Genomic DNA, 22,333 nt, shown 5'->3' with positions numbered 1-22,333 from the left:
CTAAGGCGCGAACGTCATGACTCGTCCGCTCACATTCGCCATTCCCAAGGGGCGCATCCTCGAAGAAGCGCTTCCCCTGCTTGTCCGCGCCGGTATCGAGCCGGAGGCGGAGTTCCATGACAAGAAAAGCCGGGCGTTGCGCTTCGCCACCAACCGGCCAGACGTTTCGATCATCCGCGTGCGCGCTTTCGATGTGGCCACCTTTGTCGCGCATGGCGCCGCGCAGATCGGCATCGTGGGTTCCGACGTGGTGGACGAGTTCGATTATTCCGAACTTTACGCGCCGGTCGATCTCGCCATGGGCCATTGCCGCCTGTCGGTCGCGGAACCCGCTGGCCTTGCCGATGAAGATGAGGCAGCGATGAGCCATGTCCGCGTCGCGACCAAATATCCGCACCTCACCCGCAAATATTATGAGGCGCGCGGTATCCAGGCGGAATGCGTGAAGCTGAATGGCGCGATGGAGTTGGCCCCGTCGCTCGGCCTGTCACGCCGTATCGTCGACCTCGTATCGTCGGGCGCGACGCTGAAAGCCAACGGCCTGGTCGAAACCAACGTCATCATGCAGGTGTCGGCGCGGCTGATCGTCAATCGGGCAGCCTATAAGATGCGCTCGGCGGAACTCGCCCCTCTGGTAGAGGCCTTCCGCAGGGCCGTGGGAACGAAAGATGCCGCTTAGACTGGGTAGCCAGGATGCGGATTTCGCCGCTGCTTTCACCGCGCTGGTCGATGCGCGGCGTGAGGCGGACGAGGACGTATCGCGCGACGTTTCCGCGATTCTGAAGCGCGTCCGGACGGAAGGCGATGCCGCGCTGGCCGATTATACGGCGCGTTTCGACCGGCATGATTTGAACGTTAGCGGCTGGGCGGTGACGCCTGCCGAATGCCGCGCTGCGCTGGACGGCATTTCAACCGAACTGCGCGACGCGCTGGAACTCGCGACGGCGCGCATCACGGCCTATCATGAAAAGCAGAAGCCGCAGGACGCCGACGGCGTGGATGGCGCGGGCGTGCGCCTCGGCGCGCGGTGGAACGCGGTGGATGCGGCCGGCCTCTATGTGCCGGGCGGGCGGGCCGCCTATCCCAGCTCCCTGCTGATGAACGTCATTCCCGCCAAGGTCGCGGGCGTATCGCGCATCGCTATGGTGACGCCAACGCCGGGCGGGGAGATCAATCCGTTAGTGCTGGCCGCCGCCAGCATCGCGGGGATCGAGGAAATCTGGCGTATAGGCGGCGCGCAGGCGGTAGCCGCGCTGGCCTATGGTACGGACCGGATTAGGCCCGTCGATGTCATCACCGGCCCCGGCAATGCCTGGGTCGCCGAAGCCAAGCGCCAGCTTTACGGTGTGGTCGGCATCGACATGGTGGCCGGGCCGTCGGAGATCGTGGTCGTGGCGGACGCGAAGAATGATGCCGAATGGATCGCCGCCGATCTTTTGAGCCAGTCGGAACATGACCCGACCAGCCAGTCGATCCTCTTCACCGACGATGCGGCCTTTGCCGACGCCGTGGCGGATGCGGTGGAGCGGCAGATTCCCCAGCTTTCGACCCATGCCGTGGCTGAGGCGAGTTGGGCCGCCAATGGTGCGATCATCCTCGTGCGCGATTGGGAAGAGGCGATGCCTCTGGTCGATCGCCTCGCCCCCGAGCATCTGGAACTGGCCGTGGACGATCCCGACGCCCTGTTCGCGCAGGTGCGGCATGCCGGGTCGGTGTTCCTCGGTCGCATGACACCGGAAGCTGTGGGCGATTATGTCGCGGGGCCGAACCATGTGCTGCCGACCGGGCGGCGCGCGCGTTTCTCGTCCGGGCTTTCAGTGCTCGATTTCATGAAGCGCACCAGCTTCCTCAGCCTGGATCAGAGCGCGGTCAGCGCCATCGGTCCCGCGGCCGTCGCGCTGGCGCGGGCGGAGGGCTTGCCCGCCCATGCCGCGTCGGTAGCACTGCGATTGCAATAGTTTCCGTTCGTCCGAACGGCTATGGGAAGATACATGAACGAACGCTCCAAATCCCGCTCCGCTGCACGCCTTGCCGCGGTTCAGGCGCTTTACCAAATCGAGATGGAGGGCACGCCGCTCGCCGCGCTGCTGCATGAATTCCATCAGCATCGCCTCGGCGCGACCATCGAGGATGTGACCTACGCGCAGGCGGAGGAGGCGTTTTTCGATGACATCGTTTCGGGTGTGGACAAGCGCCGGGACGAGATTGATGGCCTGATCGCCGCGCGTCTCAGCAAAGGCTGGAGCCTGAATCGCCTGGACAAGCCGATGCGGCAGATCCTGCGCGCGGGGGCTTATGAACTGCTGGCGCGCAAGGATGTCGCGACCGCCACCGTCATCAGCGAATATGTCGATGTCGCCCACGCCTTTTACGACAAGCGTGAGGCGGGCTTCGTCAACGGCTTGCTGGATGCGGTCGCAAAGGATGTGCGGAAGTAAGGCGGAAGCAGGGAACGTCGCGATTTTCCCAGCGAGGGGAGTTAGGTGTCGCCCATGTCCGCTGAATCCCGCTTCCTGTCGTTGTTGCGCGCGGTCGCAACCGATCCCGCCGCGCGCGGGTTGGCCGACGACGTGGCGCTGCTGGAGATCGGCGGCGTTCGCCTGATCCTGACCAACGACACCATGGTGGAGGGTGTGCATTATCTGCCCGGTGATCCGCCCGCGGACATCGGATGGAAGCTGGCGGCGGTAAACCTTTCCGACCTTGCCGCCAAGGGCGCACGGCCCGCCGGCTGCCTGTTGAGCTATGCGCTGTCAGGGGATGAAAGCTGGGACGCGGCCTTTCTCACAGGGTTGAACGAGGCGCTGAATCGCCACGCCATGCCGCTGCTGGGTGGCGACACGGTGAAGATGCCGTCAGCTGCGCCGCGCAGCTACAGCCTGACCGCCATCGGTGAGGCGACCGGCCCTGTCCCGGCGCGAAGTGGGGCGCAAGCGGGAGACCGGCTCTATGTGACGGGGCCGGTAGGCGATGCGGGCGTGGGGCTGGAACTTGCGCTGGCTTCTGCTGTAGCTGCGGGGCCGCTGGTCGAAGCCTATCGCCGCCCGCGCCCCCGTCTTGCCGAAGGAGCGCTGCTGGCGCCGCATGTCCATGCGATGATGGACGTATCGGACGGCCTTTTGCTGGATGCGTCGCGCATGGCTGTGGCGAACGGGTTAGCCGTGACCATCGACCATATCCCCCTTTCTACCGCGCTGGAAGCTGTTCGGGGCGGCAGCACCGCAACGCAGATCGCCGCTGCGCGGGCGGGGGACGATTATGAACTGCTCTTTGCCTTGCCCGCCGCGATGAAGCCGCCGGTGCGCGCCATTCCCGTGGGCCACTTTTCGGTGGGAGCGGGCCTGACGCTAATGATCGACGGGGCGGTATTACCTTTGCCCGATCGGCTCGGCTGGGAGCATGACTGAATTTCGGGTCATATCATAACGGGTTGACGCAGCCTTTCCGCTCTGTAGCTTCGCACGATCCTGTTTTCAGCCCGGTTGGACTGCCTGATGTGCGCGACCCTGATGCTGAGTGATGCGGTGCCCGATGCCGGACATGTCTGTTTCCGGCCGCCCGCCTTGACGTTCTTCGCCCGTCCGTCATCCCTGCGGAGCGGCCGATGCATCTCATAATAGGGGGAGAGGAACATCCATGCAGATTGTCTATATCGCCATAGGGTGCGGCCTGCTGGCCGTGCTCTACGGCCTTTTCACCAGTCGTCAGGTATTGGCCGCATCACCCGGCAATGACACCATGCAGGCCATAGCGGGCGCGATCCAGGAAGGGGCTAAGGCCTATCTCGGCCGTCAATATACGACCATCGCGCTGGTCGGCATCGTTGTCGCGGCGCTGGTCTTCTTCTTTCTGGGGACCACATCGGCCATAGGCTTCCTCATTGGTGCGATCCTTTCGGGGGCAGCGGGTTTCATCGGCATGAATATTTCCGTGCGCGCCAATGTCCGCACCGCTGAAGCGGCGCGGGGCACGCTCCAGCAGGGATTGACCGTCGCCTTCCGCGCCGGGGCTATCACCGGGATGCTGGTGGCGGGTCTCGCCTTGCTCGCGATCAGCGTCTTCTACTGGTATCTAACCGGACCGGCGGGCCATGCGCCCGATGACCGGCTGGTGATCGACTCCCTGGTGGCGCTGGCGTTCGGCGCCTCGCTGATCTCCATCTTCGCGCGTCTGGGCGGCGGCATCTTCACCAAGGCGGCTGACGTGGGCGCGGACCTTGTCGGCAAGGTGGAAGCAGGCATCCCGGAGGATGATCCACGCAACCCGGCCGTGATTGCGGACAATGTCGGCGACAATGTCGGCGATTGCGCGGGCATGGCGGCGGACCTGTTCGAAACCTATGTGGTCACGGTCGGCGCGACCATGGTGCTGACCGCGCTGCTGATTAGCGGCGTGGACAATGCCTTCCTTCACAAGCTGATGGCCTTGCCGCTGATCGTGGGCGGCGTGTGCATCATCACGTCCATCATCGGCACCTATATGGTGCGCCTCGGCGCCAGCCAGTCGATCATGGGGGCGCTCTACAAGGGCTTCTGGACCACCGCGATCCTGTCGATCCCGGCGCTGTATTTCGTGACGCAATATACGCTGGGCGATCTCAACAAGGTCTTCGGTGCGGATCTGGACGGCAATGGCGGTTATACCGGCATGGCGCTGTTCTGGTCGATGATGGTGGGTTTGGCCGTCACGGGCCTGATCGTGTGGATCACCGAATATTATACCGGCACCAATTACCGCCCGGTCCGCAGCATCGCGCGGGCGTCCGAAACCGGTCACGGCACCAACGTCATCCAAGGCCTCGCCGTTTCCCTTGAAGCGACCGCGTTGCCCACGCTGGTGATCGTCGTTGGCATCATCGTGGCCTACAGCCAGGCGGGCCTGATCGGCATCGCCTTTGCCGCCACGGCCATGCTGGCGCTTGCCGGGATGGTGGTCGCGCTCGACGCTTATGGCCCGGTGACGGACAATGCGGGCGGGATCGCGGAAATGGCGCATATGGACGACAGCGTCCGGGTCAAAACCGACGCGCTCGACGCCGTGGGCAACACGACCAAGGCGGTGACGAAGGGCTATGCCATCGGTTCGGCGGGCCTTGCCGCGCTGGTGCTGTTCGGCGCCTATACGGAGGATTTGAAATTCTACAACACCGCGCTTGGCCTCACCGAGCCGGTCGATTTCAGCCTCTCCAACCCCTATGTCATCGTCGGCCTGCTGCTGGGGGCTTTGCTGCCCTATCTGTTCGGCGCGATGGGCATGACGGCGGTGGGTCGCGCTGCGGGCGATGTGGTCAAGGACGTGCGCGATCAGTTCGCCAATGACAAGGGCATCATGGACGGGACTTCGCGCCCCAACTATGCCCGCACCGTCGACCTCGTCACCAAGGCCGCGATCAAGGAGATGATTGTGCCCAGCCTGCTCCCGGTGCTGGCGCCGATCGTCGTCTATTTCGCGATCAGGGCGGTGGCGGGGACGGCCAACGGCTTTGCGGCCCTGGGTGCGTTGCTGCTGGGCGTGATCGTCTCCGGCCTGTTCGTCGCCATTTCGATGACCTCGGGCGGCGGCGCATGGGACAATGCCAAGAAATATATCGAGGATGGCCATCACGGCGGCAAGGGCAGCGAAGCCCATAAGGCCGCGGTGACGGGCGACACGGTGGGCGATCCTTATAAGGACACGGCGGGGCCCGCCGTGAATCCGATGATCAAGATCACCAATATCGTCGCGCTACTGCTGCTGGCGGCACTGGCGCACGGCGTCTGAATAGGGGCGGCCAAGGGGCTGCCGGACTTTCCAGTCCGGTGGTCCCTTGCTGCGCCGCGCTTTCGTGTCCTGAGGGGCGCGTCACGCTATTCTTGCTCCCATAGGGACCGACGCCTATAGGCTCCGGTCATGAACAGCGAACCCCATCGCTCGCAACTGGCCGCGCTGGAATCGCGGGGCCGCCTGCGCCGCCTGATTTCCCGATCTGGTCGCGACTTTGCCTCCAACGATTATCTCGGCCTCTCCTCCGATCCGATCATAGGGCAGGCGGTGGCGGATGCCGTGGGCCGGGGCGTGCCGGTGGGATCGGGGGGATCGCGCCTGCTACGAGGCAACGCGCCCGAACATGAAGGGCTGGAGGCGAAGGCCACCGATTTCTTCCGCACCGAGGCCGCGTTGTTTCTGGCCAACGGGCTGCTCGCCAACATGGCTTTGCTGTCCGCTTTGCCGCAGCGGGGCGACCTGATCGTTGCGGATGAGCTGATCCATGCCAGCGTCCATGACGGCATCCGCCTGTCGAAGGCCGCCGCCGTCTTTGCGCGACACAATGACGCGCAAAGCTTCGCTGACCTCATCGCTGCCTGGCGCGTCGAGGGCGGCAAGGGCCGTGTCTGGATCGCGGTGGAAACGCTCTATTCCATGGATGGAGACATGGCTCCATTGTCCGATCTGGCCGAAATCGCAGCGCGGCACGACGCCATGCTGTTGCTGGACGAAGCACATGCGACCGGCGTCTTCGGCCCGGTGGGCAGGGGCCTTTCGGCCGGGCTGGATGGCCTGCATAATGTCATCAGCCTGCACACTTGCGGTAAGGCGATGGGGGTGGAGGGCGCCTTGATCTGCGGCCCGCGCCTCTATGTCGATTATCTGGTGAACCGTGCGCGGCCCTTCATCTTCTCGACCGCGCCATCGCCGTTGATGGCGGTCGCCGTATCGGCGGCGCTCGACCGGATCGAGGCTGCCGATGACCACCGCCAGCGCCTCGCCGTGTTGCGGCAGGACGCGGCGGAGGCGATCTGCGCGCCGCTGGGCCTTCCGACGCCCCGCAGCCAGATCATCCCGGTCATATTGGGCAAGGACAGCCGGACCATGGAGATCGCGAGCGCGCTGCAACAGGCTGGTTTCGACGTGCGCGGCATCCGCCCGCCGACCGTGCCGCCGGGCACCAGCCGCCTGCGTGTTTCGCTGACGCTCAATGTCGGGCGCGCCGACGTCGTGGCGCTGGGTGAGGCGTTGCAGCAGGTGTTGGCATGAGCGTGTTCGTCGTGACCGGCACCGATACGGGCATCGGCAAGACGGTCTTTTCCGCCGCGCTCGCGGGCGCGCTGGGCGGCTATTACTGGAAGCCGATCCAGGCGGGTATCGATCCGGAGGGCGACAGCGAAACGGTGGTGCGGCTCTCTGCCCTGCCTGCCGATCGCGTCTTGCCCGAAGCCTATCGGTTGAGCACGCCTGCGTCGCCGCATCTGGCGGCGCGGACCGATGGGATAGAGATCGGCCTCGATAGGCTCGCGCTGCCCCGCGTCGATGGCCCGCTAGTGGTGGAAGGTGCGGGCGGCGTGCTTGTGCCGATCAGCGAGACGCTGCTGATGGCCGACCTGTTCGCGCATTGGGGCAAACCCGTAATCCTCTGCGCCCGCACTGGCCTCGGCACGATCAACCACAGCCTGCTCAGTATAGAGGCGCTACGGGGAAGGGGTGTCCCGATTGCGGGAATTGCCTTTGTCGGTGATCCCCATGCGGAAAATGAGCGGATCATCCCTGCGCTGGGAAAGGTTATGAACCTTGGCCGTCTGCCGCACATTCCACAGCTCGACCCGGCCGACTTGGCGGCCGCCTTTGCAAGCGGGATAAAATTGCCCGGCGTCTGATCTCCGCCGAACTGCAAGTCGCAAGCTACTGCTATTTTTCGACAAACGACATGGACAACGGGTTCACCGGCGTTTCAAGTCTCTTGCATGTCGGTCGCCCGAGCGCGGCCTTCAAGCAAGGGAAACAGGCATGAAAAATCTTCTTTTCGGTGCGGCGATGTCGGCGCTGGCGCTGGCTTCTTCGGGTGCGATGGCTGATCCGGCCCCGCAGGCGGCGGGCAACGCCGCAACCGCTGCCGAGACTGGCAAGGCGACCTATGGCAGCTATGGTTTCGACACAGCGGGCATGGACCAGTCGGTAAAGCCCGGCGACGATTTCTACGACCACGCCAACGGCACATGGGCGAAAAACACGCCGATTCCGGCGGACAAGTCCAACTATGGCGCGTTCAACACGCTGGACGACCTGTCGCGCGAACGCACGCGCGGCCTATTGGAAGCGGCGCAGGGCGACCCAGCAAGCAAGATCGGCGCGGCCTATGCCAGCTATATGGACGCCGCCGCCGTGGAGGCGAAAGGCCTTGCTCCGATCAAGCCGTGGCTGGCTGAAATCGGCAAGGTGAAGAACAAGGCCGATTATGTCGCGTTGGCCGCCAAGGCAGCGCGCGCGGGGGTTTCCGGCCCCTTCGGCATCTATGTCGGACAGGACGACAAGGACCCGGAAAGCTATATCCTGACTCTGCGCCAGGATGGCCTCGGCCTACCCGACCGCGACTATTATCTGGAGCAGGACGGCAAAATGGCGGCGATCCGCACCGCCTATGTCGTCCATCTGGAAAAGATGCTGACGCTGGCCGGCGAAGCCAATGCCAAGGCGCGGGCAGAGGCGTTGATGGCGTTCGAAACGGAAATCGCCAGGATCCACTGGAGCCAGATCGACAGCCGCGACGCGGACAAGACCTATAACAAGATGACGCTGGCCGAACTTCAGAAGGCCGCGCCCGGTTTCGACTTCGCGGCCTTTCTGGCGGCCAACAGGCTGAAACCCGAAACGCTGATCGTGTCGCAGCCTAGCGCCTTGACCGGCGAAGCAGCGCTGATCGCCAAGGCACCTATCGGCGTGCTCAGGGATGCGCTGTTGCTGCGGAGCCTCCATGCCTATGCGGATTATCTGCCCGACAGCGTGGCGAATGAGGATTTTGCGTTCTATGGCACCACCCTGTCCGGCACGCCGCAACGGGAGGACCGATGGAAGCGCGGCATCGACTTCCTTAAGGAATCGCTCGGCGAGGAAGTGGGCAAGGTCTATGTCGCGCAATATTTCCCGCCGGAAACCAAGGCGGCGATGGATGCGCTCGTCAAGAATGTGATCGCCGCCATGGCCCGCCGGATCGACGGCCTTGCATGGATGAGCGGGGAAGCCAAGGCCCGGGCCCACAAGAAGCTGGCCGCCTTCACGCCCAAAATCGGCTATCCCGAAAAATGGCGCGATTATGCGGGTCTGACGATCGAGCGCGGCGACCTGTTCGGCAATGCAGAGCGGTCGAACGAGTTCGCCTTCGACTATGAAATGAACAAGCTGGGTAAACCGGTCGACCGGCAGGAATGGTTCATGACGCCGATGGAGATCAACGCCTATGCCAATTTCGGCATGGTGGAGATCGTCTTTCCTGCCGCCATCCTGCAACCGCCCTTCTTCGATCCCCATGCCGACCCGGCTGTGAACTATGGCGGCATCGGCGCGGTGATCGGCCATGAACTCAGCCATCATTTCGATGATCAGGGCGCGAAATATGATGAGACGGGCAAGCTCAATCAGTGGTGGACCGATGCCGATGTCGCTGCCTTCAAGGGGCTGACGGACAGGCTGGTCGCACAATATGACGCCTATGAGCCTTTTCCCGGCGCGCATGTGAAGGGAGCCTTCACGCTGGGCGAGAATATCGGCGATCTGGCGGGGTTGGCCGTGGCGCTCGACGCCTATCACGCCTCGCTGGGCGGAAGGCCTGCTCCGGTGATCGACGGGACGACCGGCGACCAGCGTTTCTTCCTGGGCTGGGCGCAGGTGTGGCGGCGTAATTATCGCGAGGCGAACCTGCGCCAGCGACTTGTCACCGATCCGCATGCGCCGTCGCAATATCGCGCCGATATCGTGCGGAACTTCGACGGCTGGTATAATGCGTTCAAGCCCGCGGCGGGCGGCAAGATCTATCTTGGACCCAAGGATCGGGTCAAAATCTGGTAAAAGCGGAAAGGAGCGGCGGCTGCCCGGCGCTCCTTTTGTTTCCCCTTTGTAAAGAGGCATTTTTGGGGTGACGCGTTCGAGCCAGTCGGGCTAGCGTCTCCCGCATGGAACATCAGGCCCTTGTCATCGCGCTTATCGGTATATTGGGGATTGGCGCGCAGTGGATCGCCTGGCGTACGGGTTGGCCCGGCATCGCGTTGATGCTGGCGGCTGGCGTGATCGCCGGACCTGTCACGGGCCTCATCAATCCGGAACATACGTTCGGCGAACTGCTGGAGCCGATGATCTCCATTGCCGTCGCGCTGATCCTGTTCGAAGGGGGGCTTAGCCTCAATTTCCGGGAATTGCGTAAGACGGACGGCGCGGTGACGCGTCTTGTCCTGCTGGGTGCGCCGGTCGGTTGGGTGCTGGGCGCGCTGGCCTGCTATTATGTAGCGGGGCTGGTATGGCCGGTTGCGATCCTGTTCGCGGGCATTCTGGTGGTGACGGGACCGACCGTGGTCCTGCCATTGCTGCGTCAGAGCAATATCGCAGCCCGCCCACGCGCCATCCTGAAATGGGAAGCCATCGTCAACGACCCGGTGGGCGCGCTTCTGGGTGTCGTCACCTATGAATATCTGCGTCGCATCGGAGAGGGCGGAACGCTGGCAACGGTCGCCGTTTCGCTGATCGCGGCGGCAGTCATAGCAGGGCTGATCGGCTGGCTGGCGGCGCGCGCGGTGGCCTGGGCCTTTCCGCGCGGGCATGTACCGGAATATCTGAAAGCCCCGGTGCTGCTGGTTGCGGTGATCAGCGTATTCGTGCTGTCCAACGCCATCCAGCAGGAAACCGGATTGCTGGCGGTGACGGTGATGGGCATCGCGCTGGCGAACATGCGGTTCGATTCCCTGCGTGATATCCATCCATTCAAGGAGAATATCACGGTCTTGATGATTTCCGGCGTGTTCGTGCTGTTGTCGGCCTCGCTCGACCTTGCCGTGCTGCGGCAGTTCGAATGGCGCTTCGGGGCGTTTCTGCTGGCGCTGTTGTTCCTGGTGCGGCCAGCGACGGTGCTGCTCAGTCTCGCCTTCAGTCCGGTGCCATGGAATGAGCGTCTCTTCATCGCGTGGATCGCGCCGCGCGGTATCGTGGCGGTTGCGATTTCAGGGCTGTTCGCGCTCAGGCTGGACCGGCTGGGCTATGCGGACGGATCGATCCTCGTCACCTTGTCCTTCGCGGTGGTGGTTGCGACGATCCTGGCGCATGGCTTTTCGATCCGGCCGGTCGCGCGCCTGCTCAAGGTGACGGGAGCCAGTGATCGCGGGCTGCTGATCGTCGGTGCGACGCCGTTCAGCCTGAGCCTCGCCGATCAGCTGCGTCAGTTGGACGTGCCGGTAATGATCGCCGACAATAGCTGGCAGCGGCTCGCGCCCGCGCGGCAATCGGGTATCGCTACCTATCACGGCGAAATCCTGGCCGAGGCGACCGAGGAGCGGCTGGACTTGACCCAGTTTCAGGTATTGGCCGCGGCGTCCGACAATGAAGCCTATAACGCCCTGGTCTGCAATGAGTTTGCGCCGGAGGTGGGCCGCGACAATGTATATCAGTTGGGCGACGCGAGCGACGATGAAGACCCTCGTGCCCTGCCTGAATCGTTGCGGGGACGTGCGCTCTTCGGCTCGGGCCTGGGCGTGGAGGATATATTGAATCGGGAGGCGGCGGGCTGGACTTTCCGCAAGACGCGGATCAGCGAGCAGTTCGGTTTCGAAGACGCAAGGGCCGATCTGCCCGACGGGGCGGACATGCTGTTGTTGCTCCGCAAGGCCGGCGCGCTGCGCTTTTTCACCCATGCGTCGCGGCCGACGCCGCAGGTGGGGGATACGATCCTGTCCTATGTGCCACCGGCGCATGGCGTCCATGAAAACGGAAAAGGAGAGGAAGCATGACGATCCGCGCCCTGCTGCCTGCGCTGACCCTGTGTCTGGCTGCGGCGGCTTGTGAACAAAACGGGCCGGAAATCCCCAATTCGGCGCAGGCCGCTGCCGAAAATGCAGCTGTGACCGCCAATGAGGCCGACAATGCCGCCCAGGCGCCACGGTCAATACTGCGTCCCGAGGTTGTTACTGAGCCGGAGGAGGAAAAGGTCGAACCGGTGCATGCGGCAATCGGCTTCGGTACATCGGGCCTCAAGCTCGACGATGTGGGACGCGGCGCGTTGGATGCGCTGTTGGATGCGCCTGCCATGAAGGCGGGTGGTTCGATCACCCTGCGTGGCCATAGCGATACGCGTGGCTCGGACGGCGACAACCGTGTCGCTTCCCGCATTCGTGCGGAAGCGGTGCGGGATTATCTGGTGAAAAAGGGCGTGGCGAAGGATCGCATCACCCTTGTCGCGCTGGGCGAAACCCGACCGATAGCGCCCAACGCGCATGAGGATGGCACCGACGATCCCGAAGGGCGCGCAAAGAACCGGCGCGTCGAAATCGACATCGCGTTGCCGCCGGACGATAGCCCGCCGCCGGTCGTGCCGACGCTTCCTGCCGAAGCAAAGGCACAGAAGGAATAGCCATGGCCGCGCGGCTGCACTAAAGCGCGCGCATGACTTCTCCTGTCTGGCACCCCTTCCACCAGCATGGCCTTGGTGAGCCGATCCCGCATGTCGTGCGGGCGGATGGCGCCATCCTTCATCTCGCTAGTGGCGGGACGCTGATTGACGGCATTTCAAGTTGGTGGGTGACGACGCACGGCCATTGTCATCCCCGCATCGCCGCCGCCATCGCGGAACAGGCCGGGCGGTTGGATCAGCTCATCTTCGCGGGATATACGCACGGACCGGCGGAGGAAGTGGCGCGTGGGCTGATCGATCTGGCGCCCCGCGCGGCGGATCGTGATCCGCTGGCCCATGTCTTTTTTTCCGACAGCGGCTCCACGGCGGTTGAAGTCGCGCTGAAAATGGCGCTCGGCTATTGGCATAATCTGGCGCTCGATGGGTTGGCGCAGCCCCGGCATCGCATCCTTGTTCTTGAACATGGCTATCATGGCGACACGATCGGCGCGATGTCGGTGGGGGAGCGGGGGGTCTATAATCAGGCATGGAGCCCGCTGCTGTTCGATGTCGGCACCATTCCTTATCCCGCTCCGGGGCGGGAGCAGGCTACGCTCGATGCGCTGGAAGCTGCATGCACCGCGCCGGAACTGCCTGCCGCTTTCATTGTCGAGCCGCTGATATTGGGCGCGGGCGGGATGCTGGTCTATCCGGCGCATGTCCTGCGCGATATGGCGGCGATATGTGCGCGCCATGACGTGCTGTTCATCGCGGATGAGGTGATGACCGGATGGGGCCGCACTGGAACGCTCTTCGCCTGTGAGCAGGCTGGCGTTGTGCCGGATATCATGGCCGTGGCGAAGGGCATTACCGGCGGCGCGATCCCGCTTGCGGCCACGCTCGCCACGCCGCGCATTTTCGACGCGCACAAATCGAAGGATCGCGCGCGCCTCTTCTATCATTCGTCCAGCTATACCGCTAACGCCATCGCCTGCGCCGCGGCCGTCGCCAATCTCGCCATCTGGCGGGAAGAGGATGTGTTAGGCCGAATCGCGACACTGTCCGAAGGAATGGCGGCGCGGCTGGCTGAACTGACGCGCCGCCCGGCTTTTGCCAATGCCCGCCAGTTGGGCGCCATCGCCGCCATCGACCTGATCGCGCCGGATGCCGGTTATCTGTCCGATCTCGCCCCGCGCCTGCGCGCCTTTTTCCAGGAACGTGGCCTCTTGCTGCGTCCATTGGGCAACACCATCTATCTGATGCCGCCTTATTGTCTTGATGCGGACCAGCTCGATCGTGTCTTTGCAGCGCTCGCCGATGCGGGCGAACGCTTCGGCGTGCGGAGTTGACTTTCATTTTCTACATTTTGGCGCTATGGCGGCGCGATTTTTCGACATTGGGATATTATGGCCAAAGAAGAACTGCTTGAAATGCGCGGACAGGTTGTGGAGCTTCTCCCCAACGCCATGTTTCGCGTCCGGCTTGAGAATGATCACGAAATTCTCGGCCACACCGCTGGAAAGATGCGTAAGAATCGCATCCGTGTGCTGGTCGGCGACGAAGTGCTCGTCGAGCTGACCCCTTACGACCTGACCAAGGGTCGGATCACCTACCGCTTCAAATAAAGCCCGATGCGGCTCATCCTCGCTTCCGCCTCTCCCCGCCGCCTTGCGCTGTTGGGGCAGATTGGCGTCGTGCCCGCAGCGGTGGACCCGGCTGACATTGACGAACAACCGCGCAAGGCTGAACTGCCCCCTCATTATGCGGCGCGGGTCGCGGCGGAAAAGGGGGTGCTGGTGGCGGCGCGCCATGCCGATGCTTTGGTCCTTTCCGGTGATACGGTCGTGGCAGCCGGTCGCCGCATCCTGCCCAAGGCGGAAAGCGAGGAGGAAGCGCGTGCATGCCTCCAACTGCTTTCGGGCCGCCGCCACCGCGTGTTGAGCGCGGTTACGCTGATCGATGCGGACGGCAAGGCGCGCCATCGCCTTTCCACCAATATCGTCATTTTCAAGCGGCTCGATCGGGTGGAGATCGACGCCTATCTCGCCAGCGGAGAATGGCGTGGCAAGGCGGGTGGTTACGCGATTCAAGGCCGCGCCGCTGGCTTCATCTGCGACATTCAGGGCAGCCATAGCGCCATCGTGGGCCTGCCCCTTTATGAAACGCGGGCGTTGCTGCGCGCCGCCGGTTATCCTTGTGATTGAGGTGCCCCATGGCTGAATGGCTGTATGAAGAAGGCATTGGTGAGGCGCGGGCCGCACGGATCGAAAAGGGGCGCCTGGTCGAGGCGCTGGTCGAACGCGAAGGCGAGGCCGTGCGCGCCGGAGCTGTGGCGCAGGGGCGCCTGATCCGCACGGTCATTCCCAAGAAGCGGGGTATCGCCCGTCTCGTATCGGGTGAAGAAGTGCTGATCGAACCCATCCCTCCCAAGATCGCGGAGGGTGCGACGGTGCTCATCGACATTCAGCGGGAGGCAATCCCCGAAGAGGGCCGCCCCAAGCTGGCCAAGGGTCGCATCGCGCAACCCGGCTCAAAGGCGCAGCCCGGTCCCACTTTGCTGGAGCGTTTGCACCAGACGGGCATATCCATCGTCCCCTGTCCCGCGCATGAGGAAGATCGGCTCGAAGCTCACGGCTGGAGCGAATTGATGGAAGAAGCGATGGCGGGCGAAGTCGGCACCGAAGCTGCGGCGCTGCGTATTTTCCTCACGCCCGCCATGGTGCTGATCGATGTCGACGGCAGCCTGCCGCCCGCCCAGCTTGGCCCCAAGGGCGCGAAACTGGCGGCGCAGGCGATTCGCCGCATGGGCCTTGTCGGCTCGGTCGGCATCGACCTGCCGACGATGAACAACAAGGATGAACGCGTCATTGCAGCCGCGCAGATCGACAAATATCTGCCGCTGCCTTTCGAGCGCACGGCCGTCAATGGTTTCGGCTTCATCCAGATCATCCGTCGCCGTGAACGGGCGAGCCTGATGGAGATATTGCGCGCCGATCCGGTCGAAACGGCAGTGCTAGCGCTGCTGCGGCGGGCGGAACGGCATGGCAATGGCGGCAGCGTCACGCTGACGGCGGCCCCGGCCATCATCGATCGCTTGCACAAGGCGCCGCACTGGGTCGAGCAACTGGCACGGCGCCGGGGCGGAGCGATTACCTTGCGTGCCGACCAAGCAGTCTCCATATTGGCTGGCCATGTCGCCTAAAGCCTCTTCCTGCCCGATCTGTGGCCAGCGGCCCGCCCCCGAAACTCGCCCCTTCTGTGGAGAACGGTGCCGGGATCGCGATCTTTTGCAATGGTTGGGAGAGGGCTATCGCGTGCCCGGCGCTCCGGCTTCCGGGGCACAAGAAAAAAGCGGCGATTATGGGGTGGACAGCGACCCCGATTGATGCCTATAGGCACGCCTCTCTGACGGCTGGTGTGAATAACATTGGCCTCCCATGCCCGGGTAGCTCAGTTGGTAGAGCATGCGACTGAAAATCGCAGTGTCGGCGGTTCGACTCCGTCCCCGGGCACCATTTCCATGTTCGCCAAGTCCCGCGAATGATTGAGAAAACCCCAGAAAACTGCTAAAAATGCCCACGAAATGGCCGGGTCTGTTCGGTCATGTTCGCCAGCAATCACGCTCTTTTGGGGGTGTCGCAGGGGGTGGACGGCAAACTGGCTGATCGAAATACCCCCAGATTGTGGCGATGATTTGGGGGTGGCCAAAATGGCGCTGACAGATACCACGATCAAAAACGCGAAGCCGAAGGCAAAGCCTTACAAGATGGCGGACGAAAAAGGGCTGCATCTGCTGGTGCAGCCTTCCGGCGGCCTGCTGTGGCGGATGAAATATCGAGTGGATGGCGCGGACAATCAGGGCCAGCCGAAGCGAATCGAAAAGCTGCTGTCGTTCGGTAGCTATCCCGAAATCAGTTTGAAGGGTGCGCGGGCGCTGCGCGATGACGCCCGGAAGAAACTGGCCGAAGGTTTTGATCCCGGCCAAGCGAAGAAGGAGGCCAAGATTGCGACCATGTTGGGCGCGGCCAACAGCTTCGGAGCGGTGGCAGAGGAATATATCGCCCGCATGGAGCAGGAAGGCCGGGCGCAGGCCACTATGGACAAGGTGCGCTGGCTGTCGACGCTGTTGATCCCTGCTATCGGCGCGCGTCCGGTCGCTGAAGTGACGCCGCATGAATTGCTGGCCGTGCTGAAGAAGGTGGAGCAGGCCGGAAAGCGTGAGACGGCGGGGCGGATGCGCTCCTTCGCCAGCCGCGTTTTTCGCTATGCAGTTGCGACCGCGCGGGCCAGCAATGATCCGGCGCACATGCTGCTGGGCGCGCTGGTGCCGCCCAAGGTGAAGCATCACGCGGCCATCACCGATCCCAAGGCTTTGGGGGAACTGCTGCGCGCGATGGATAGCTATCAGGGTCAGCCTGCGACGCTCTACGCCTTGCGTCTGACGCCGCACATTTTTCAGCGACCCGGTGAAGTGCGGCAGATGGAATGGTCGGAAATCGACTTCGACAACGCAGTCTGGACGATCCCGGCCAGCCGCATGAAGATGCGCGAACCGCACCATGTCCCCTTGTCCAAGCAGGCGCTTGCGATCTTGCGCGACATGCAGGCTTTGACCGGACGTGGCACCTATGTTTTCCCGTCTATCCGGTCGGCGTCGCGGCCTATGTCGGAAAATACGATCAACGGGGCACTGCGGCGGCTTGGCTATGGCGGCGATGAAATGACCGCCCATGGCTTTCGATCGACGGCCAGCTCGCTGTTGAACGAAACTGGCAAGTGGAACCCGGATGCGATCGAGCGCGCCTTGGCGCACCGCGAAGCCAACCAGGTGCGTGCGGCCTATCATCGGTCAATCTATTGGCCTGAGCGGGTGCAGATGGCGCAATGGTGGAGCGATCATCTGGATATGCTGCGCCAAGGGGGCGAGGTAGTAAGGTTTCCCAAGACCGCCAGTGTGTGAATGCCGGGTATGTTCGTTAAGGTTCGCTAATGCTTGCCGCATTTCCCTGCTGCGTTAACGTGCCCGCATGGATGATAAGTGGATTAGCGCGGCTGAAGCATACGACCGCGTGGGAAAGGTTAATCCGTTTCGGGCGGCGGAGGCGATATGCAGCCGGGCGCATGACGGGATCATCACAGCACGAGCGCACATGTTGATCTTGGGTGACAGGCGCATCGAAGATGCAAATGTTCCTGCGGATTTTTGGTGGGCGAGGGGACATATGGTATCAGCGCAGCTATTGCATCCGGCAACGTTCGCCCTGAAATGGTCGAGGCAGTTGAAGCGATCATGCACCGCAAGGCCGTCTATGAAGATGGCGCAGCAACCATTGATGGCAAGAGCATCGCTGACTTTGCAATGGGCTACTTCACACAATGAAACGCTGACGCTGGATGAAGAACAAAAGCGCCTTAAAGATGCCCAACCTAAGACAGTTTCAGTTTTCGTAGAATCGGCTGAACCGTCTTCGACAGTTCATAGAACCGAAGAGCATCCAGTCTCGTAACGGCTTTGGCATGGACTGCGGCATTTCTAACATGCCGCATTTCATCTAGCAGTTCTGCGAAGTTACTTGGGACCAGCCCTTGTTTGACCAATTGCTTTCCGAGTTGCGAAACGCCAATGGGCCGCAACCCTGAAACAGTGATGGCCATTTGCGATGCAACCTCTTCCATCGCCTGCTCAATATTACGCCATATATCTAAGATCGCGAGGGCCGGTTCAACATCGAGCAACTGTTCAAAGCGCAGGTCGGGATCATCTGGATTGTCAGGCGTCAGGTTCGACCCTTCTAGGTCAATATGCCCGATTGAAGCAGCTACTTGCTGTCCGGTCTGCTCCGCTTCTTCAAGCTGCCGATCTATGGTGATCGAGCCATCGCCCCAACTGGCTTGCTTGATGTTGTTTATGAGCGCCGTGAGTGGCGTCCTGAACATCAAAAAGACCAGACCGACGACTACCGGCCAAGCCAGTGATCCAACAAGCGAGGAAACAAATTCCATCCATCCAATGCCCTGATCCGGCGCACCGTTGAAGCTGAAATTCACGTTCACGCTCCAAGTTAGCGAAGGAAAAGTGCTGCGATTGCAGCAGCGGCAGCCAACCAGATTGGCGTCGTTAGCTTGTTCACTGCGCTTTCAAGCCGCGTGATGGCATTGAGCGTCTGCGTATGCTCAATAGGCGGCTCAGGTGGCAACAATTCGGCTTTGCGCCGTTCCATCCTGCGCTGAGATTTCCGCGTGTCAAAGTCTGGTGACCAATCGTTGTTTCTCCACACGATAGTCGCGCCAGTGACCGGAAGCTGGCCTTTTCCATCCCATTGGATAGAACGGCCAAGCGTCTTCTGTTCAACGCTGCCTTCTGGAAAATCCACGCTCAAACCGATGTTGAATGTCGGCTTCTCCTTGGAAAGCATCTGCTCGCGAACCAAGTTGAAATTATCCCGGCCAATTCCAACCCAAGCCGTTACCGTGGGGCGGTCATCATTCACCACACCATCTGAGGTTTTTACCGGAGGGTAATAGTTCAGGCGTCCAAGGATCGGTTCGCCATCATTTCTTGCTGCGCTTTCAGAAAGCCATTTTTCATCCACCGGATATAGCGTGAACATGATCGGACAGTCGGTCAGACGCCAGCCAATTTCCTCTTCCCTTTCCCGGTCATCCTCTTCCTCGTCGTCAAGCAGCGGGACTAGATGCTTCTCTTCGCCGATAGTGATGTGCAGGGAAAAAAGAGTGGCGAAGCTGGACCACGAACATTTTAATTCAATGCTAATGCCGTCCAGCCTTTCGGGAGAAGCGCTGCTAACAAAAACCCTACCCCCAGATGGGCTAAGTTCCAATTCAACATTGCGGGCCATCGCACCGATAAATTCTTTCATTTCTGCGTCGGCCATAAATCCCCTGAGAACGGCGGAGCAATATTCGACCACGCTAGCGGCGGGATAGTCCTGCTGCGGGCGGCGTAAAAGTCGTCCACCTTGAAGCCTTTCTGCCAAGTCAGGGAGGTGTGGGGATCTACAGCGTGGAACTTTATCTTCAGGTCCGTTTGGCTTGCGCGGATGGCATGAGCCAGCGGGCGGCGGCGAAGCGTTTCAATGTGTCGCGCGACACGGTGCGCAAGATGCTGTCGTTTTCATCGCCACCGGGTTACCGGCGTCAATCTGTCCCGCAGCGCCCGAAGCTGGACGGGTTTGTGGCGATCATTGATGGATGGCTTGAAGGGGACCGCTGCGTCCCGCGCAAACAGCGCCATACGGCGAAGCGGGTATTCGACCGCTTGCGCGCCGAGCATGGTTTCACCGGCGGCTATACGATCATCAAGGATTACATCCGCGAGCGTGAGCAACGCAGCCGGGAGATGTTCGTGCCGCTGGCCCACCCGGCGGGGGATGCGCAGGCCGATTTCGGGGAAGCGCTGGTGGAGATCGGCGGGGTGCAGCAGAAGGCCTACTTCTTCGCACTCGATCTGCCGCACAGTGATGCCTGCTATGTGCGGGCCTATCCGGCGGCGGTGGCGGAGGCTTGGGTTGACGGACACGTTCATGCCTTCGCGTTCTTCGGCGCGGTGCCGCGTTCCATCGTTTACGACAACGATCGCTGCCTTGTGGCGAAAATCCTGCCAGACGGCACGCGCAAGCGTGCCACGCTGTTCAGCGCTTTCCTGTCGCATTATGTGATCCGCGACCGCTATGCCCGTCCGGGCAAGGGGAACGAGAAAGGCAATGTGGAAGGGCTGGTAGGTTACTGCCGCCGCAATTTCATGGTGCCGATCCCGAAGTTCCCGACCTGGGAGGCCTTCAACCTATGGCTGGAGGAGCAATGTCGCAAGCGCCAGCAGGAGAAGGTGCGCGGGGAGAGCGAGACGATCGATGAGCGCTTGCAGCGCGATCTGGCGGCCATGCAGCCTCTGCCCGCTACACCCTTCGAGGCCTGCGATCAGACGAGCGGGCGGGTCTCCTCGCAATCTCTGGTGCGCTACAGGACCAACGATTATTCGGTTCCGGTAGTCTGGGGCCATCAGGAGGTCTGGATCAGGGCCTATGTCGATGAAGTGGTGATCGGATGCCGCAGCGAAGTTATCGCCCGTCATTCTCGTTGCTATGCCCGCGAGGAGGTTATCTTCGCCCCGCTCCACTATCTCCCGCTGATCGAGCAGAAGATCAACGCATTCGACCAGGCCGCGCCTTTGCAGGGCTGGGATTTGCCCGAAGCGTTCACGACACTGCAGCGGTTGATGGAAGGCCGCATGCACAAGCATGGCAGGCGTGAATATGTACAGGTGCTGCGCCTGTTGGAAACGTTCACCCTCGCCGATCTCCAGGCGGCGGTGGAACAGGCCATTGATCTTGGCGCCATCGGCTTCGATGCCGTCAAGCACCTCGCCCTGTGCCGGGTCGAACGCGTACCGCCCAGGCTGGACCTGGACGTCTATCCCTTCCTGCCACGCACAACGGTCGAGAAGACCTTTGCCAGAGCCTATCTGAGCCTGCTCTCCGACCAGCAGGAGGCCGCATGAGCGATCAGACCCCGGAGCTTCTTCTCGCTCACAATCTCAAGGCACTCAAGCTGCCTACGTGCCTGCGAGAGCACCACAAGCTCGCCCGGCAATGTGCCGCTGAAGGCGTCGATCATATCCGCTTCCTCGCCCGCCTTGTCGAGATGGAGATGATCGACAGGGAGCGTCGTATGGTCGAGCGGCGCATCAAGGCCGCGCGCTTCCCCGCCGTCAAAAGCCTCGACAGCTTCGACTTCACCGTCATCCCCAGGCTCAACAAGATGCAGGTGCTCGAGATGGCGCGCTGCGAGTGGATCGAGCGGCGTGAGAACGCCATCGCTCTGGGGCCATCGGGCACCGGAAAGACGCACGTAGCGTTGGGGCTCGGACTGGCAGCATGCCAGAAAGGGCTGTCGGTGGGCTTCACCACTGCGGCGGCGCTGGTCAGCGAAATGATGGAGGCGCGCGACGAGCGGCGTCTCCTGCGCTTCCAGAAGCAGATGGTCGGATACAAACTGCTCATCATCGACGAACTGGGCTTCGTACCGCTCTCCAAGACCGGCGCCGAACTGCTGTTCGAGCTGATCTCCCAGCGTTACGAACGCGGCTCCACCTTGATCACCAGCAACCTGCCCTTCGACGAATGGACCGAAACCTTCGGATCCGAGCGTCTCACAGGCGCGCTCCTCGATCGCCTGACCCATCACGTCAGCATCCTCGAGATGAACGGCGAAAGCTATCGCCTCGCTCACAGCCGGGCCCGCAAGGCCAAAATCAGACCCTGAAAAGCAAGCCAATGCCGGGGGGAGTGGCCCTCGGGCTACGCCCTCACGCCACTCCCCCCGGCGTGTAACACGATGGCCTGGTTTTACGCCGCCCCATGGCCGACTTTTGCTCCGCCGTTGACAATCCCCCTTTGATTTGCCTTTCTTAGCAGCCGACCAGCCCGTTTCCAGCCTCTAGCTAAATACTTCGCATCGGTTGGGCCGTGTGAAACGCGGCAGGGCCGCACCCTAGATATTCGCGCGACCTTTCGTGGCTTCCAGCAGGGGCTTTACGACAAGCCAGAATCACGAAAAATTCGGGGCAGAAAAGAACGGTGGGGGTGCATTTGGGGGTAGATTTAAAATCTACATTTAGAAAATGTAATTATATCAACATATTACTGGAATAATTTGGCTCCGTCCCCGGCACCACCTTGATGTTCGCCAAGCCCCGCGAATGATTGAGAAAACCCCAGAAAACTGCTAAAATACCCGCCGGTCGGACTTATTCGGCCATGCGAATGCTTCGCGTCGACGAGGAAGGCGACCTGTCGGCTATCGTTTCAAACCGCATGCGGTTAACAGCGAGAAGGTGGCTTATGGCGACCGCGCTTGATTAACGCTTAATGATGCGCTTACCAGCGGTTTGAAGCGAGAGCGAGGCGCATCGCAGCGCCCCTGCCAGAGGATCAATCATCCGTCATCCGCTGGGGATGGAACTCCTTCCCCCCC

At 62.2% G+C, this 22,333-nt stretch carries 21 protein-coding genes and 1 tRNA gene; 20 read left to right on the top strand and 2 right to left on the bottom strand.

Annotation, left to right across the window (positions count from 1 at the left end; translation table 11 throughout):
- Positions 1–16 precede the first annotated feature (16 nt).
- From hisG to LDB26_RS16590, 18 genes are all read left to right on the top strand, one after another.
- Positions 17–679 (top strand): ATP phosphoribosyltransferase, encoded by a 663-nt coding sequence (gene hisG / locus LDB26_RS16675; protein WP_062061758.1) that lies wholly within the window; start codon positions 17–19, stop codon positions 677–679.
- The gene (gene hisD / locus LDB26_RS16670; protein ID WP_062061755.1) at positions 669–1,958 is read left to right on the top strand and encodes a histidinol dehydrogenase; all 1,290 of its coding nucleotides are present in this window, start codon (positions 669–671) and stop codon (positions 1,956–1,958) included. Before hisG ends, hisD begins: the two co-directional genes overlap by 11 nt.
- Before the next feature lie 33 nt (positions 1,959–1,991).
- A complete protein-coding gene (gene nusB, locus LDB26_RS16665) occupies positions 1,992–2,438 on the top strand; it encodes a transcription antitermination factor NusB (RefSeq protein ID WP_062061752.1) in 447 nt (148 codons plus the stop codon).
- A gap of 54 nt (positions 2,439–2,492) precedes the next feature.
- Positions 2,493–3,407, top strand: a complete 915-nt coding sequence (thiL, locus tag LDB26_RS16660) for a thiamine-phosphate kinase (RefSeq protein ID WP_257539258.1) — start codon at positions 2,493–2,495, stop codon at positions 3,405–3,407.
- Between the two features lie 229 nt (positions 3,408–3,636).
- Complete coding sequence (locus LDB26_RS16655) at positions 3,637–5,760, top strand: sodium-translocating pyrophosphatase (RefSeq protein WP_257539256.1); 2,124 nt, start codon at positions 3,637–3,639, stop codon at positions 5,758–5,760.
- Between the two features lie 129 nt (positions 5,761–5,889).
- Positions 5,890–7,014, top strand: a complete 1,125-nt coding sequence (locus LDB26_RS16650) for an 8-amino-7-oxononanoate synthase (protein WP_062061744.1) — start codon at positions 5,890–5,892, stop codon at positions 7,012–7,014.
- Positions 7,011–7,631 carry a dethiobiotin synthase gene (gene bioD, locus LDB26_RS16645; protein ID WP_062061741.1) on the top strand — a complete coding sequence of 207 codons (621 nt, stop codon included), beginning with the start codon at positions 7,011–7,013 and terminating at the stop codon, positions 7,629–7,631. Before LDB26_RS16650 ends, bioD begins: the two co-directional genes overlap by 4 nt.
- 130 nt (positions 7,632–7,761) lie before the next feature.
- Positions 7,762–9,816: a M13 family metallopeptidase gene (locus LDB26_RS16640; protein ID WP_257539254.1), complete on the top strand. Its 2,055-nt coding sequence runs from the start codon at positions 7,762–7,764 to the stop codon at positions 9,814–9,816.
- A gap of 104 nt (positions 9,817–9,920) precedes the next feature.
- Entirely contained in the window at positions 9,921–11,741 is a 1,821-nt protein-coding gene (locus LDB26_RS16635) for a sodium:proton antiporter (protein ID WP_257539252.1), read from the top strand.
- Complete coding sequence (locus LDB26_RS16630) at positions 11,738–12,361, top strand: OmpA family protein (protein WP_257539251.1); 624 nt, start codon at positions 11,738–11,740, stop codon at positions 12,359–12,361. Before LDB26_RS16635 ends, LDB26_RS16630 begins: the two co-directional genes overlap by 4 nt.
- Before the next feature lie 32 nt (positions 12,362–12,393).
- Complete coding sequence (locus LDB26_RS16625) at positions 12,394–13,689, top strand: adenosylmethionine--8-amino-7-oxononanoate transaminase (protein ID WP_062061734.1); 1,296 nt, start codon at positions 12,394–12,396, stop codon at positions 13,687–13,689.
- A gap of 57 nt (positions 13,690–13,746) precedes the next feature.
- A complete protein-coding gene (infA, locus tag LDB26_RS16620) occupies positions 13,747–13,965 on the top strand; it encodes a translation initiation factor IF-1 (protein ID WP_003049127.1) in 219 nt (72 codons plus the stop codon).
- A 6-nt stretch (positions 13,966–13,971) separates the two neighbouring features.
- Complete coding sequence (locus LDB26_RS16615; protein ID WP_062061731.1) at positions 13,972–14,544, top strand: nucleoside triphosphate pyrophosphatase; 573 nt, start codon at positions 13,972–13,974, stop codon at positions 14,542–14,544.
- 8 nt (positions 14,545–14,552) lie between these two features.
- A complete protein-coding gene (locus LDB26_RS16610; protein WP_062061728.1) occupies positions 14,553–15,542 on the top strand; it encodes a hypothetical protein in 990 nt (329 codons plus the stop codon).
- Complete coding sequence (locus LDB26_RS16605) at positions 15,532–15,726, top strand: DNA gyrase inhibitor YacG (RefSeq protein ID WP_082635074.1); 195 nt, start codon at positions 15,532–15,534, stop codon at positions 15,724–15,726. Before LDB26_RS16610 ends, LDB26_RS16605 begins: the two co-directional genes overlap by 11 nt.
- Positions 15,727–15,779: 53 nt before the next feature.
- Positions 15,780–15,855 (top strand) — tRNA-Phe (locus LDB26_RS16600).
- A gap of 194 nt (positions 15,856–16,049) precedes the next feature.
- A complete protein-coding gene (locus LDB26_RS16595) occupies positions 16,050–17,300 on the top strand; it encodes an integrase arm-type DNA-binding domain-containing protein (RefSeq protein WP_257539250.1) in 1,251 nt (416 codons plus the stop codon).
- A 246-nt stretch (positions 17,301–17,546) separates the two neighbouring features.
- Positions 17,547–17,720 carry a hypothetical protein gene (locus LDB26_RS16590; protein ID WP_257539249.1) on the top strand — a complete coding sequence of 58 codons (174 nt, stop codon included), beginning with the start codon at positions 17,547–17,549 and terminating at the stop codon, positions 17,718–17,720.
- Positions 17,721–17,767: 47 nt separating this feature from the next.
- Here the strand turns inward: LDB26_RS16590 and LDB26_RS16585 are convergent, their stop codons facing one another.
- A complete protein-coding gene (locus tag LDB26_RS16585) occupies positions 17,768–18,388 on the bottom strand; it encodes a DUF4145 domain-containing protein (protein WP_257539248.1) in 621 nt (206 codons plus the stop codon).
- 14 nt (positions 18,389–18,402) lie between these two features.
- On the bottom strand, positions 18,403–19,236 hold the full coding sequence (locus LDB26_RS16580; RefSeq protein WP_257539247.1) for a hypothetical protein: 834 nt from the start codon (positions 19,234–19,236) through the stop codon (positions 18,403–18,405).
- A gap of 128 nt (positions 19,237–19,364) precedes the next feature.
- Here LDB26_RS16580 and istA point away from each other — a divergent pair, with 128 nt between their 5' ends.
- Together istA and istB are read left to right on the top strand one after the other, a co-directional pair.
- Entirely contained in the window at positions 19,365–20,858 is a 1,494-nt protein-coding gene (istA, locus tag LDB26_RS16575) for an IS21 family transposase (RefSeq protein ID WP_257541944.1), read from the top strand.
- Entirely contained in the window at positions 20,855–21,622 is a 768-nt protein-coding gene (istB, locus tag LDB26_RS16570; RefSeq protein ID WP_213500153.1) for an IS21-like element helper ATPase IstB, read from the top strand. The genes istA and istB overlap by 4 nt, the downstream gene beginning before the upstream one ends.
- Positions 21,623–22,333: the final 711 nt, after the last annotated feature.

It is taken from the genome of Sphingobium sp. CFD-1, assembly GCF_024611115.1.
Lineage (GTDB): Bacteria > Pseudomonadota > Alphaproteobacteria > Sphingomonadales > Sphingomonadaceae > Sphingobium > Sphingobium baderi_A.
This window is presented reverse-complemented; position numbering and strand designations above follow the sequence as displayed.

What these genes read in the sequence shown, in the direction of transcription:
- hisG (WP_062061758.1), top strand. Translation starts at nt 17, where the DNA reads ATGACTCGTCCGCTCACATTCGCCATTCCCAAGGGGCGCATCCTCGAA.
- hisD (WP_062061755.1), top strand. Translation starts at nt 669, where the DNA reads ATGCCGCTTAGACTGGGTAGCCAGGATGCGGATTTCGCCGCTGCTTTC.
- nusB (WP_062061752.1), top strand. Translation starts at nt 1,992, where the DNA reads ATGAACGAACGCTCCAAATCCCGCTCCGCTGCACGCCTTGCCGCGGTT.
- thiL (WP_257539258.1), top strand. Translation starts at nt 2,493, where the DNA reads ATGTCCGCTGAATCCCGCTTCCTGTCGTTGTTGCGCGCGGTCGCAACC.
- LDB26_RS16655 (WP_257539256.1), top strand. Translation starts at nt 3,637, where the DNA reads ATGCAGATTGTCTATATCGCCATAGGGTGCGGCCTGCTGGCCGTGCTC.
- LDB26_RS16650 (WP_062061744.1), top strand. Translation starts at nt 5,890, where the DNA reads ATGAACAGCGAACCCCATCGCTCGCAACTGGCCGCGCTGGAATCGCGG.
- bioD (WP_062061741.1), top strand. Translation starts at nt 7,011, where the DNA reads ATGAGCGTGTTCGTCGTGACCGGCACCGATACGGGCATCGGCAAGACG.
- LDB26_RS16640 (WP_257539254.1), top strand. Translation starts at nt 7,762, where the DNA reads ATGAAAAATCTTCTTTTCGGTGCGGCGATGTCGGCGCTGGCGCTGGCT.
- LDB26_RS16635 (WP_257539252.1), top strand. Translation starts at nt 9,921, where the DNA reads ATGGAACATCAGGCCCTTGTCATCGCGCTTATCGGTATATTGGGGATT.
- LDB26_RS16630 (WP_257539251.1), top strand. Translation starts at nt 11,738, where the DNA reads ATGACGATCCGCGCCCTGCTGCCTGCGCTGACCCTGTGTCTGGCTGCG.
- LDB26_RS16625 (WP_062061734.1), top strand. Translation starts at nt 12,394, where the DNA reads ATGACTTCTCCTGTCTGGCACCCCTTCCACCAGCATGGCCTTGGTGAG.
- infA (WP_003049127.1), top strand. Translation starts at nt 13,747, where the DNA reads ATGGCCAAAGAAGAACTGCTTGAAATGCGCGGACAGGTTGTGGAGCTT.
- LDB26_RS16615 (WP_062061731.1), top strand. Translation starts at nt 13,972, where the DNA reads ATGCGGCTCATCCTCGCTTCCGCCTCTCCCCGCCGCCTTGCGCTGTTG.
- LDB26_RS16610 (WP_062061728.1), top strand. Translation starts at nt 14,553, where the DNA reads ATGGCTGAATGGCTGTATGAAGAAGGCATTGGTGAGGCGCGGGCCGCA.
- LDB26_RS16605 (WP_082635074.1), top strand. Translation starts at nt 15,532, where the DNA reads ATGTCGCCTAAAGCCTCTTCCTGCCCGATCTGTGGCCAGCGGCCCGCC.
- LDB26_RS16595 (WP_257539250.1), top strand. Translation starts at nt 16,050, where the DNA reads ATGGCGCTGACAGATACCACGATCAAAAACGCGAAGCCGAAGGCAAAG.
- LDB26_RS16580 (WP_257539247.1), bottom strand. Translation starts at nt 19,236, where the DNA reads ATGGCCGACGCAGAAATGAAAGAATTTATCGGTGCGATGGCCCGCAAT.
- istB (WP_213500153.1), top strand. Translation starts at nt 20,855, where the DNA reads ATGAGCGATCAGACCCCGGAGCTTCTTCTCGCTCACAATCTCAAGGCA.